Origin of the sequence: Shewanella sp. SM29 (assembly GCF_025654245.1) — a bacterium.
GTDB lineage: Bacteria > Pseudomonadota > Gammaproteobacteria > Enterobacterales > Shewanellaceae > Shewanella > Shewanella oncorhynchi.
Window position 1 is genome coordinate 110878 of record NZ_JAKKRN010000016.1, and the last position, 12344, is coordinate 123221.

At 41.0% G+C, this 12344-nt stretch carries 13 protein-coding genes; 3 read left to right on the top strand and 10 right to left on the bottom strand.

Annotation, left to right across the window (positions count from 1 at the left end; all coding sequences use genetic code 11):
- The first annotated feature begins 139 nt into the window (after positions 1-139).
- Complete coding sequence (locus tag L5L77_RS12885; protein WP_263185843.1) at positions 140-334, top strand: hypothetical protein; 195 nt, start codon at positions 140-142, stop codon at positions 332-334.
- A gap of 229 nt (positions 335-563) precedes the next feature.
- On the opposite strand, the gene L5L77_RS12890 is transcribed toward L5L77_RS12885, so the two are convergent.
- Entirely contained in the window at positions 564-722 is a 159-nt protein-coding gene (locus L5L77_RS12890) for a DUF86 domain-containing protein (protein ID WP_263185844.1), read from the bottom strand.
- 538 nt (positions 723-1260) lie between these two features.
- On the opposite strand from L5L77_RS12890, the gene L5L77_RS12895 reads away from it, so the two are divergent.
- On the top strand, positions 1261-1563 hold the full coding sequence (locus tag L5L77_RS12895) for an encapsulin-associated ferritin-like protein (protein ID WP_219234161.1): 303 nt from the start codon (positions 1261-1263) through the stop codon (positions 1561-1563).
- Between the two features lie 426 nt (positions 1564-1989).
- Here L5L77_RS12895 and L5L77_RS12900 read toward each other — a convergent pair whose 3' ends face one another.
- The 7 genes from L5L77_RS12900 to L5L77_RS12930 form a co-directional block, all read right to left on the bottom strand.
- Entirely contained in the window at positions 1990-2142 is a 153-nt protein-coding gene (locus L5L77_RS12900) for a DUF3309 family protein (RefSeq protein ID WP_301553935.1), read from the bottom strand.
- 142 nt (positions 2143-2284) lie between these two features.
- Entirely contained in the window at positions 2285-2470 is a 186-nt protein-coding gene (locus L5L77_RS12905) for a CsbD family protein (RefSeq protein WP_131524760.1), read from the bottom strand.
- An 806-nt stretch (positions 2471-3276) separates the two neighbouring features.
- A complete protein-coding gene (locus L5L77_RS12910) occupies positions 3277-3906 on the bottom strand; it encodes a DsbA family protein (RefSeq protein WP_263185845.1) in 630 nt (209 codons plus the stop codon).
- A gap of 184 nt (positions 3907-4090) precedes the next feature.
- Positions 4091-4549, bottom strand: a complete 459-nt coding sequence (locus L5L77_RS12915; protein ID WP_263185846.1) for a hypothetical protein — start codon at positions 4547-4549, stop codon at positions 4091-4093.
- A gap of 639 nt (positions 4550-5188) precedes the next feature.
- A complete protein-coding gene (locus L5L77_RS12920) occupies positions 5189-7375 on the bottom strand; it encodes a TonB-dependent siderophore receptor (RefSeq protein ID WP_263185847.1) in 2187 nt (728 codons plus the stop codon).
- Between the two features lie 272 nt (positions 7376-7647).
- Positions 7648-8124, bottom strand: a complete 477-nt coding sequence (locus tag L5L77_RS12925; RefSeq protein WP_028759925.1) for a hypothetical protein — start codon at positions 8122-8124, stop codon at positions 7648-7650.
- Entirely contained in the window at positions 8124-9293 is a 1170-nt protein-coding gene (locus tag L5L77_RS12930) for a PepSY-associated TM helix domain-containing protein (protein WP_263185848.1), read from the bottom strand. The genes L5L77_RS12925 and L5L77_RS12930 overlap by 1 nt, the downstream gene beginning before the upstream one ends.
- A 461-nt stretch (positions 9294-9754) precedes the next feature.
- Between L5L77_RS12930 and L5L77_RS12935 the strand changes: the two genes are divergently transcribed.
- The gene (locus L5L77_RS12935) at positions 9755-10717 is read left to right on the top strand and encodes a hypothetical protein (RefSeq protein ID WP_263222882.1); all 963 of its coding nucleotides are present in this window, start codon (positions 9755-9757) and stop codon (positions 10715-10717) included.
- A 128-nt stretch (positions 10718-10845) separates the two neighbouring features.
- Here the strand turns inward: L5L77_RS12935 and L5L77_RS12940 are convergent, their stop codons facing one another.
- Complete coding sequence (locus tag L5L77_RS12940; protein WP_263222884.1) at positions 10846-11634, bottom strand: CLCA_X family protein; 789 nt, start codon at positions 11632-11634, stop codon at positions 10846-10848.
- Positions 11635-11818: 184 nt separating this feature from the next.
- On the bottom strand, positions 11819-12344 hold a 526-nt coding region (locus L5L77_RS12945), incomplete at its 5' end, for a GGDEF domain-containing protein (protein ID WP_263222886.1).

A 12344-nucleotide genomic window follows, 5' to 3' on the forward strand; every position in this document is an offset into this window, starting at 1 on the left:
AGGTTGCATAGAAGCCTGTCCGCAAAAGATGATATCACTCTGATAAATTAACAGCGTTGCGAATCGATTTAATATCGAACCCACAGCAATCAAATAAGTTTGGCTTAGCGGAATGCCAATAAACTTAGGAGAATTGTTTGTGAAACATGCAACAGCTAACACTTTCAAGCCCACCAGTATCAATGTTCAACCTTCTGACATTGTGCCCTTGGCAGAAACCGAAACACCCTCCCACGGGAAATCTCACTCAGGCTCTCCGTCAACAGAGTCCTTCAGTACGTTAGCTATCCCAGCTTTGTATTTGCGCTTGCTCTATCCATGGCATTCGCCATGATGCTTAGTAATCTATACGCGACTCACCCTCGGTAACGCCTACCATCTATGCATTGGATAGTTAGGCTGATAGTTCAGGTTTTTGAGGAATGGCTTAAAGTTAACTATTGGAATGGTGATTATACAGACAGATCGTCGCTATTGGTCCTTATGCTAGACTCATCTATAACGTCGTTAAGGTGAGTCTAAGCTCAGAATATACGTCACGAACTCCGTGATACTAATCGTTATCACGAATCTATGCAGCTATCCTTTTGATTAAGCCAATGAAGCCATTGTTCTGCAAAGACAAACAATTTGTCGCTATAGTCCTGATCTATCACGCTGGGAATAATGTCAGGATCCATATTAACGTAATCGTGAACCAGTATATTACAAAGACCTATCACCTTACGCCAACCACTAAGCTCCTCAACAAGTTGTGCCCCACATTAACAGAGGATCTCAAATGTTTGATAAGCATCCTGTCGGCTATGTCCTGCTAATGCTTTACCCAATGTTTAGCAATTCAGACTTCAGTCGAAACCTGCAAGGATCGTTTAGCAGCACGATATCCACTCGGGTGTACCATTTCTTATTATGTATTTCATTAATCCCGCTCTGCTTATCAAGCTAAATACAATTAATCTACCTTTGTTTTTTTATTTAAAATTCATTCCCAAATATCTCAAAGTTCAAAATCCAAAGTAATATCCAGTGCTAAATCAAATATTCGCAGTGGTATTTCTGCGCCCTCTCCAATCCTTTTAAACGAGCTGCCTAAAAATTTTTGACTAAGTACGGCATCGAACAGACACTCGACGGTTAAGGTCGCAAAATAATGCATTCAAAGTCTGTTCGTTGAAAATAGCGTTCAGACAATCATCTGCAATTATCATCACCGCTCAATAGTGAGCGATCCTATCTGCATTTAGCGAGGAAATCCCAATGTCGAATGAAGGTTATCATGAACCCATTACTGAACTCACCGATAAAACCAAGGACATGCACCGTGCACTTACATCACTGATGGAAGAGCTTGAAGCAATAGACTGGTATAACCAAAGAGTTGATGCGTGCAAAAATAATGAGTTGAGAGAGATACTTATACATAATCGAGACGAAGAAAAAGAACATGCTGCAATGCTACAAGAATGGATAAGGAGACAAGATCCGAGCTTTGATAAACAGCTAAAACATTACCTTTTTACAGATACGCCTGTTGCTCACACAGCTATTGTTCACAAATAAGTATTCAATCTGGCTGTTTGAGTAAGCCATTTTCGTGAGCAAACGCCTTTAGTCACTAAGCTGCCGTTCTTATAATACAAACCTCTGTATGTGTTATTGCACCATTTAGCTCATCTCATACAACCTTGCAGAATACTAGCGTGCAAACTGTAATGCTTCGGACTTAGTGACTTTCATTTTTAGCGTGAAGGACTTCACCTAATGCTACCTTAACGAAATATCTTGCGTGTAAACCATATCTCGCGTGTAAATCTTAGGCGTACAGGACCTTTCAATCTCAGTATGGCGAGCACTGCCGTGCAAGAAAAACGAGCGATGTCAGCCATTTTTGAACGACTAAAAACATCACTCACTATTTTTAGCTACCTACGGCAATTAGAAATGACGACTCAATATTGAGGTCATACATGACTTAGGCTTTATCACTCAAATTTTACCGAGTAGAAGGAGTATAACGAGGATCAATACTACCAAACCTAATCCACCGCTCGGGCCGTACCCCCAGCTCTTACTGTGTGGCCAAGTCGGAGCCACACCTATCAGCATCAGAATCAAAACCACTAATAATATTGTTCCTATACTCATAAGAGTCTCCTAGACATTATGGATATAACTCGAACCAGAAATCTTAATCAATATGACTAAGATCCTTTTAAATACCCACATTAAGCTGCCAAACTTTATGCTTAAGGTGCTTACTTAATTGTAAAAGCCTCTGACATCAACTGTGTTTGTCGGCATCCTTAGCCGCTTCTTTTACATTACCAATTGCTTTTTGAGTTTTACCTTTTATCTGTTTCTGAACCCCTTTCATCTGCTGTTTCGGGTTGCCAACTATCTCACCAATTTTTTGCTGCACTTTGCCTGCAGCATCTTTTATTGAACCTTCTATTTGGTCTTTGTTCATGGTCAATTTCCTTTTGTTTTTGATATAACATCTAAATAATAATGAGCGCTAACAATCAGCTATGAGCTATTTTTCATTTTAGTAAATAGCGTTTAGCAAACATCTAAATATTTTTAGTAAATATCTTAGTTGGTAAAATATCAATAAAGCGACATAAAAATTAGACTAAAATTAATTCCGCGGTATTTTCATAAAATTGTGTGACTGGCTCTACATCAATCACGCCGCGTCAACTTAGGTATTAACGCTACAATATGACATTGGTTTGAATAGGAAAATATTTTGTAGCAATCTTGAATTTTATCTTAAACATATTGTGGTGATCATTTTATTTACTGAAAATTTAGTATTAATCATGACTGAATTCCATTATTTAATTATCTAGTGATTTTTCAGTTAAAGCGACATCTTAATGATGAGCCGCAACATCAAGATAAATAACATAAAATATTTTATTAAGACAAAGATTACCCATTAAAGGCATATCAATCTAAACTCTGTATCCAATTTATAATTTATCTAAAAGTGTGTCTGTGCGATAGCGTACACATTATAAATATTTTAATCCGCAATTTAACTAAAAACACAATGAAACATCAGCTGATACCTAATGTAGCTACATTTTGGCATATTATAGATGCCATTAAACATATGAATATTCAGTGAATAAGCTCAGAAGGAACTAAGAGGTATAACTCTAAAACGTTAAAATGTTCTAGAGGTGTTTATAGCATCTTGTAGAGCTTAGAAAACCACAGCTGGTAGTCTAAGGTTGTTTAGCACCAATTAGCCTCAACTGCTGATTTTTACAATAATGCTTCTATATTCGCAAGAAGAACACGATAACCTACGTTACCATAAAATATTTGTCTACCTTCGTCGATAATATAGCTTGGACTGCCTTGTAGATTTTGTTGTGTTGACTTTTGATAGTTGCTCATTAATGCGGCTATAGCTGAACCATCATGAACGCTTGAGATGATTTTTTTCTGTTCCAGCCCATAGAAATCAACCAGATCATAAAGTATTTCAAGCTTACCAATATCCAATGCGTCGATAAAAAATGCACTCCGAAATTTCAATGCCATATCGATACTGGTGTTTTTGTCATAGATAAGTTCAATGGCTTTAAGCACTAAATGAGCATTGGCCGACGTTGTCGGTCTGACTTCTGTCCATATTTTTGAGTTCGTGGGAACGTCATCACGGATAGATGCAGATTTATGTACATGCTCTGCAAAACCATTATATTGACCTTTCTGTTTCCATTGCGTCTCAATTTTTGTTTGAACATCACCAAATACATCAAGATAATGATATTTAAAATAAATTTTATTTTCTAACTTTTGATTTAACTCATCAATACGTTGTTGTGCAACCCAAGCCCACACACAAAGAATATCAGAATAGTAATCAATGATCAGGGGTTGATTCATGTTAATCCTTAATAAGGAGGCAGTTTAAGTCATACACTCTAGTTTCAAGGCTAATCAATAATTATTGTGATGGCAGATCTACTTGTTACCCACATGAAGTCAAGATTTCAATATCTAAACTACAGAATAAATACCGAAGCTACACCGAGCAATAGGTACAAGGATGTGATTTTTAGCAGACATGCTAGAAGTCATCAATTTGTTTCATATTACGTGCCAGTAATCGCTTTTCAGCTTCTTCAAGGGACAGTATATTGCTAAGAAATTCTGTTACGGAAGGTGCAGAACTGCAGTTTTGTAGATATTCAAACAGCCCTACAATATTTTTATGATACTCAAGTGTGGCCATCGCTATTTCATCCGTATCCATCCTCTTAAACGGATGTTCACCTATGGTGTTAAAAGGAATAGCGGTTTTTTCATAATAATGCCGACAATAAGTGTTAAGTGCATTGCTATTGCCATTATCTTCGAACTGTCTGATAACCAGTGCCATTTTTTTCTCGTGGGCTGAAATATACTCCAACAGTAATCCGCTTCTTTCGCTATCATTTGTAAGTGCGCAATGTGCCGCAAATGCATGCAGCTGTTGGTGTATATTTCTAGTCCATTGCATAACATCATATAGCGTTTCTATTTGCATATTATTCTCCTCAAAATGGGAGTCCTTGGTCTTTACTGTGAAAAATGAATCACTTTTCTATGCATTGATGAAAATAAACTTACTAAATAAGCCCATATTTACAATGACATTATGCCTCATTAAAAGTGCAGTTTTGAAATGATTATTGACTAAGTAGTCAAACGCTGATGTCTATTATTAATTTTATGTTGTTGACAATTTGTCATCAACATAAAATACTTTATAAGTCCAACAAAGGTTTAATCTATGTAACATCTGGTCTTTAGCTTAAAAAGCTGGCGATAACCCACAACCTTGTAATAAGGCTAATGGTATGAGTATACCTATATTTTTCTATTGACTCTGTTCGTTGCCGCACTGATTGTTGACAATACAATGCGCACAAGAAAGAAGGAAAACTACCTATACAATATGTTGCCATTCCATAACTAGATTGAAGGGCATCATCTTCCCGCTTTCAATTAATAACAGCATTGGATTTGGGAACGAACCATAGGTGAGCTAGCCCAATATTTACTGATGTCAGTACTGAGTCGTTAATACGCACTAAACGAGCCATTAAAATATTTAGAATAACAATAATAGAAGATAAAAAGGAGTCGCCGATAACTCGGCTACTCCTTTTATTTAGTGGACAATTTAAAAGCGGTAATTAAAGCTCAGGGTCACATTACGTGGAGTTCCATAGTGATACACACTGTATGCAAGAGGCATATAAGATGCTGCAGACATATAGGCATAGTATTTTTCATCCAGCAGGTTTTCGAGATTAAGTTGTAGATCCATATTTTCCGCCAGATTATAACGAGCCATTAGGTTAACTAGTGAATAAGCATCTTGCTCAATTACAACGCTACCATTCTGTGCGTAACTATCACTCTGCCAGTTAACGCCACCGCCAACAGTTAATTCAGGTAAATGATCGACAAACTGATAGGTAGTAAAGAGTTTAAACTGTTTGCGAGGGCTCGTGGTCTCAAGTTCTTTGCCTTCTGCATCTTCAGCGGTGAATTGAGAGTAACCTGCCGAAATATTCCAGCCATCAATAAACTCACCTACAACTTCTAACTCAAAGCCAGTACTTTTAGTACCTTGTATTGCATAATAAGCACTTGTCTGACCATTTGCTTTTTGCTCATCCGTCGGCTCAAAGTCTGTATCTTGCTTAGCAAAATTATCCTGTTCAATCTTAAACAGTGCCACAGTGGTGTGTAGACGGTCGTCCAGATAAGCGCTCTTTAAACCGATTTCATAAGCTTTACCTTCGAGTGGATCCAGATAGTTACCGCTAGCATCTTGTTTATTCTGCGGATTAAATATTTCGGTATAACTAGCGTAAACACGATGCTCTTCGTTTATGTCATACAAGGCGCCAACATAAGGAACGAACACGCCATCATCACCAAAGTTAGTATCAGTACCATAACTGATCCCTTCGCGGTTCCAACTAGAAATACGGCCACCGGCAATCACTTTTAAATCATCGGTAATTGTCAGCCGCGTTGCTGCGTAGAAACCTTTCTGCTCGGTATCCATATTCAACTGGCGATTGGCATTTGTTGACCATTCAGGCTCTTCAAAGGCGTTGCTTTGCCAATCATAAAAGTTTTCAACTGCCTTTGAGTCCCAGCCCGTCATATTCTCACGGATGGGTTCATAGGTATCAGCATAGGATTTCTGTTTGCTGTATAAGGCACCAGTCACAAATTGATGCTCACGCTTAAAGAGTTGGTAATCGCCTTTCAACTGAAAATCGAAATTATCAGAGTTACTTTCACCATGGCTGTGATAACGCTGACCGCTCAAACCTGCACCGGTTTCTTTATTCAGCAAGCCAGACATATAGATCATTTTGGTGGTGGTTTCATATTCCATGCGATTATAGTTCGCCACCAACTGCCAACCATTGCTGAAATAATGGTTCAAGTTAGCAAAATAGTTGATGTTAGTCGTTTCCCAACGGCTCCAATCTGCCGCTGTTGTAGTAGAAACATCCCAATCAGTAGCCGAACCATCGCTGAATACTGCTGGTAACGCACCCCACATCGCTCCTTTGGGGTTGTTGTTATTGTAACTACCGCCAACGCGCAGCATAGTGTTGTCAGTAATGTCTGAATCAATTACGCCGTAAAGAATAGTCTTACGGTCTTGATAAAGATCCTGATAAGAATCGCTATTGACATATTTCGCGACCATGCGACCGCGCACACTGCCACTGTCGTTAAGGCCATTAGAAACATCTGCGGTAACTTGTTTTTTATCCCAGCTACCCGTAGCAACATCAACATAGCCCTTAAGTTCGTCACTGTCGGCATGTTTGCGTACTAGGTTGATTGAAGCAGAAGGATCCCCTGCCCCCGTTAGTAAGCCTGTTGCACCACGCACCACCTCTACGCGCTCATACAGAGAGATATCAGACACAGTCTCTCCTGCATCGCCCCCTAAACTCCAAGATAAAGGTACGCCATCGATCTGGTAATTCTGAACCGCAAAACCACGAGCCATAAAGCCATTTCGAACGTTATCTGTTTTAGATGAAGACAAACCTACTGTGTTATTAACCACATCAACAACGGTATTGAGTGCCTGATCCTGGATCCGTTCAGCGGTCAAGATGCTCACTGACTGTGGCGTTTCCTGTAGTGACAGCCCTAAGCCTGTGGCGGTATCAATAGTTCGACTCACAGTGTACTTGCCCATCACTGTGATTTTTTCAATATTTTGATCATTTGCATCTGCAACAGAAGACGGCTCTGCAGCCAAGACTGACAAAGGGTTTAATGCCAAAGTAATGGCAGACGCGAGAGGTAGTAGATAAAAGCGCATAGTAATTTAGGGAGTTTATTTAGGATGAACATACGGTAACACTATTGCGAATCACTTTCATTTGTATTTTGGTGATGTATATAACAAATTCATCATTTATTAATGAGGAATAAACGTCCCCGTTGTGTTTATGCCTTCAAAAGTAAGCGTTTACGGCGAAAAAGGTTATTCTTTACCCGTATTCGGTTAATCATTCTTAATCTACGCCACTAAAAGCGACCCTGAAATTATTACTCCATAGGATCGCCATTAGTGTTTAGCTTTTACCTCATTCAGTGTGTCTGTACTATTAGCTCGGCAGGCAGAGGCCACTTTGCCACTTGCCACTCACCTTGCCAATTCTCAATCGATATCCACAGACTATCGGCGGAGGTTAGCGTCTTAGTTGCTATGGCGTGTACGTGTTGGCCATGCTTATTACCGTGTAAAATACCATTCTCACTGCGCTGTAAATCTGCTATTGGCAAAGCCTGCGTTCCAATATTGGCATAGCCTTGGCGTATATTGCCTACCTCACCTTTTTCAAAAACCAACATAAAATCTTTCACATAGTCATCATGATGCACATAGGGTGCTTTTAGATCTAAGGGTAAAGGGGCTATTTTAAATTCACCTAACTCTTGAGTCTGCCAGGCCGGTGGAAATGTAGGTGTTAGCGACTGATACAAAAACAATAGGGGGAGCAATAGAATAAACCCACTCAGTTTATATTTATTTTTTTGCCAAAAAGTTGAATGAATGAAAGCCATTAACGTACCTCCTCTAACCTATCTGCCACAGTACTGGGGGATTCCATTTTTTTAATTGCACGCACATTACGCAGTCCCCACATCATAAATCCTGTGATTGACATACCCGATAGGATCACCCCAAAAATAAACCAAATGATTTTTGTCCAGATACCACCTAAGGTACCGTAATGCAAAGGATCTGCGATATGCATTAGTGTTTGTATCCCTGTCATCGTCTCGGGTGATGTCGCTCTTGCAATCTCCCCCGTCCAAGGGTTAATGCTAAGGTTGTAAGAATACTGATCGTAAAAAATGTGCTCGCCACTACCGCTCAGATGATACATGTCACGATTATGCTCGGGTTTCATCACATAGCTTGGTTGAAAGTCAGGAAAGTGCGTTTGTGCTAATGTTAAGGCTTGTGCAAATGACACGCTTGGATCTGCGGGATTCACATCACCCTTTTGGATAAAGGGCAATTGCTCAGCAGCAATCAATGGCGCATGTGGCTCGATATCAATATCTGCATGCCAAAAAATGGCTTGGGCTAAATACCATAATCCGGTAACGGCCATAATCGCGATAAACCAAATAGACCACACACCAGACAATTTATGCAAATCGGCCAATAGTGTCTTTTTACCTTGACTCACACGCAATTTCGGAGCAAAAAAACTTCGCCAAAAACGTTTATAAACAATGAGTCCCGTCACTAAAGACGCGAGCATAAACAGCGCCATCGAACAGACAAGGTAATAGCCCAAGCTGTAACCGCTTTGCCAAGGAAATAATAACCAAGCATGCAAAGATCTGATAAAGCCGGCAAATGTCATGCCTTCATTAATCTGTTGGATCTCACCTGTGTATTGATTGACATAGGCCATGGCATAGGGTTTATCAGCGTCACTGAACATAATCACATTGACCATATAAGGTTCTAAGGTCATAGCGCCAGAGACTGCCGCACTTGGGTAGGCTTCCTCAACAATCGTCATCAATTCACTAACCGGTTTTACGGGTAAATCATTAGGGTTCAACGCCCTCGATGCAGGATTCGTTAACCAAGTGATCTCATGACTCAGTACCGCAATCGTCCCCGTCAAGCAGATAAAACAAAATAACAACCAAATTGGGAGCGACACCCAACCATGCAACATAAACCAGAATCGGTTACTGATCTTCGCCATTTGTGACTTTCCTAACACTTATCGTATTTCGCGAGTGTAAAGGTAATGCAAATTGTTATCAATACGATGTACTGGGAATTGTTTTCAATTAGAATGCCGGTCACAAAATACTATGATGGGGAATCATGATGGATAAAACCTTGTTAGCAGCGCTCATTTCGAGCCTATTGTTAGCGCCGAGTTCCTACGCCAAATAGCTTCTTACTACTCTAGTATCGATTTCTATAATCAAGGTTTCTTCGGCGAACCGCGAAATGTCGAACTTAGCCTGAGTTATAATTTTTAGTCTAATTGTTAATCGCCAATACCGCGCATCACTTTTATGCGCGGTATACCTAAAGCTAAACTATCCTGCATTAAAACAGCATCCGGTAAACTTCAATGGATTAACCCTTTGGGCTCAGGGGGATAATCCATTACAATGAAGTCCATTTTAAGTTCGTAAAACAGATGTTCCGCCTATGCCTAAGTCTCACACCCACATGCATCAACATTTGCAGATGCCACATGCTAAATTAGATCTGCAAGCTCTAGCGGGCACCCTTGCCTTTGAGCAAGTGACCATTATTGGTAATGCTTCTGGCGATTGGCAGCCTGCGACCACAGGTACGACATTTATTTTTAACGGTACTCAATGGGCTGAAAACAGCAATGTAAATAATCAGATAGTGAATATCGCCAATGGTGGTTTTGCTGAATCAAAATATGCCTTTGTAGTACAAGGTCATCCACAAAGTGGTCTGCTTACGCAAGCCTTGACACAATTTGCGATTGAATTAACGCCTCAGCTTGGCTGCTGGCCTTCATCTGGGTTAACCACAATCGTGTTGATGCAGCAGTTGTCTCAGCATGTGCAAGTGCAGCGTATGTCGCTGTTTCCGAGTTTAGCAAGACCCAATGATTTACCACCTGACGATCACTTACCTTGCATGGTGCATAATTGGTTAGGCGAGCGGCGGATTGCCCAAGCTTTGGTACCATCGGTCGACTGGCCTGAATTTAGCTTAGCGTCCGTATTTTTACCTCGCCTATCCGCAATAAACCACATGCAACCATGCCAAGTTACACCTAGGATAAACGCAGATAATCCCTTTGATTTGCTTGAGCGTTTACAGGAGTCGAGCTTATTAATCGCAGATGCGCTAAATCCAGCCACGCGGCAGATGCAATTTGAATGGCTAATCACACTGGCGCATACACCCATCAACATTTGGCAGCAATTTGCTCATCCTAGCCAGCTCATCAATGCTGAAGCTTTATTTTTCAACCACATGCCAGAATCAAAACCTAGCTATTGGTATTTAATGGATATTCAGGCATCTCAATATCTTGATGCGATTCGCCATAGTTTGGCCTATTGTTGGCAAACGTTGTCGACTAAGCACGCGAGCTTAATTGGAAACGAGCCTTCAAACGGCTCGTGACCCTCCCCTGTCCACTGCCATTCGCATTCAAAATACCTAAGGCGAATGTCGTTTTACATTTTGCCTTGCCCTCTAGCGACGCTAAATTAACCTCTGTTCAAATGCATGACTCAAAACGTCAACACACCCTAGTTAAGGGGATTTTTACCCAATGCGATCCCCAGCGGTTCAAAGTAATTGATCAGCGCCTGAAAAATCACTTGCCTGTGGGCCTCATCGGGATAAGCCCCCTCCTTTGCCATTGCTGAAAAACGGGTTCCCGACACTAAATACGGATTCGAAATATCAGTATAGGATTCTATACAGGCTTCAAATGCTCGCGCCATCATCTCCGTTGGCCGAGAGAAGTACTGCATCCCATGTTTTTTATCTAATGCAATCGCTCGGCGAACATAATCATGGGGCTCATCACCCTGTCCACTCAACAATGTCACTTTGAAGATCTCAGATAATCGAGCATTTAATGGGTGCTCTATGATGGGCAGATCGGATAGCCAAAGATCGCTCGCACACTGAAACCGTTTATTAGTGGGTTTGAATGATTTAGCGGCAATATAATGGTCAAACGCATGCCAAAACTCATGGGCTAAAGCACCAGCACCTGCATTTTTAGCCAATGCCAACTCTCGGGTCGCGGGAGCATAATGGGCCTGAACGCCCTTTTGGCCGCCATGACCAAAGGCCAGGCTGACGGTTTCTCGCAGCCCTAAAGTCAAAGGTGGCAATTTTAAGATAAAGGCCAGATCGGCGAGCGAATCAAACACTAAATCCGCAGCAATGCGCGATTCATCCCGCGTCACCCAGCGGCCAACACGGACATGGCTAAAACCAAAGGTTTGTTTAATATCAAGAAAAGTGACTTGCTCACCAAATCGATAATCGGGTCCATAGCGGTTATATTGCTGATTGATTAACACGGCTTACCTTGAACCCTATGCAGTGAGAGACAAATTAAGCTGGCTATTTTAGGTGAAAATGCACAGGAACAAAACGCTGCATTAAGTGCAATATCAAGTTAAGAATAGGAGCCAAGCAGCGCTTACTCTTGGTTTTCTCTCGGTTTAGATCGCGATGCCTAGATTTCGACAACCACAGGGTTCGTTAAGCTTTAGCCGTTAATATCACATCATCCCAAACCACGACACGATTTCGCCCCGTAGTTTTAGCGTGATACAAGGCTTTATCGGCCTCGGCCACCAGCTTTTCAGCATCTGAACGGCACTGACTTCCTATTTCAATCGGTGAAGGTACAGACTGAAGCGCTAAAATACCGCAGTTTTCTTCGATGGCATGATGAGTGATCACAGGTGTTAACGCACTCACTCCTGCCGAAAATTGATAGTGAAAATCGGCGACTATCGCTGAAATATCTTCATTTGCAAGCGCTAACATCATACGCGTCACAATTTTCTGCGCGACATCGACCGACGTTTCTGGCAGTAATAGCGCAAATTCCTCACCGCCGAAGCGACCAAAGATATCGTATGGGCGCGTGCGAGCACTGATAAATTGGGTAAAATGCTGCAGTATCTTGTCACCCACTTGATGCCCATAGCGATCATTAACGAGTTTAAAATAATCGATATCCATCATGACAAGGCACAAAGGTAACTGTAGACGACTCAAG

Excerpts from the sequence above, each read along its gene's own strand:
- L5L77_RS12910 (WP_263185845.1), bottom strand. The coding sequence starts at position 3,906 with ATGAATCAACCCCTGATCATTGATTACTATTCTGATATTCTTTGTGTG.
- L5L77_RS12905 (WP_131524760.1), bottom strand. The coding sequence starts at position 2,470 with ATGAACAAAGACCAAATAGAAGGTTCAATAAAAGATGCTGCAGGCAAA.
- L5L77_RS12935 (WP_263222882.1), top strand. The coding sequence starts at position 9,755 with ATGCCTAAGTCTCACACCCACATGCATCAACATTTGCAGATGCCACAT.
- L5L77_RS12930 (WP_263185848.1), bottom strand. The coding sequence starts at position 9,293 with ATGGCGAAGATCAGTAACCGATTCTGGTTTATGTTGCATGGTTGGGTG.
- L5L77_RS12895 (WP_219234161.1), top strand. The coding sequence starts at position 1,261 with ATGTCGAATGAAGGTTATCATGAACCCATTACTGAACTCACCGATAAA.
- L5L77_RS12920 (WP_263185847.1), bottom strand. The coding sequence starts at position 7,375 with ATGCGCTTTTATCTACTACCTCTCGCGTCTGCCATTACTTTGGCATTA.
- L5L77_RS12915 (WP_263185846.1), bottom strand. The coding sequence starts at position 4,549 with ATGCAAATAGAAACGCTATATGATGTTATGCAATGGACTAGAAATATA.
- L5L77_RS12925 (WP_028759925.1), bottom strand. The coding sequence starts at position 8,124 with ATGGCTTTCATTCATTCAACTTTTTGGCAAAAAAATAAATATAAACTG.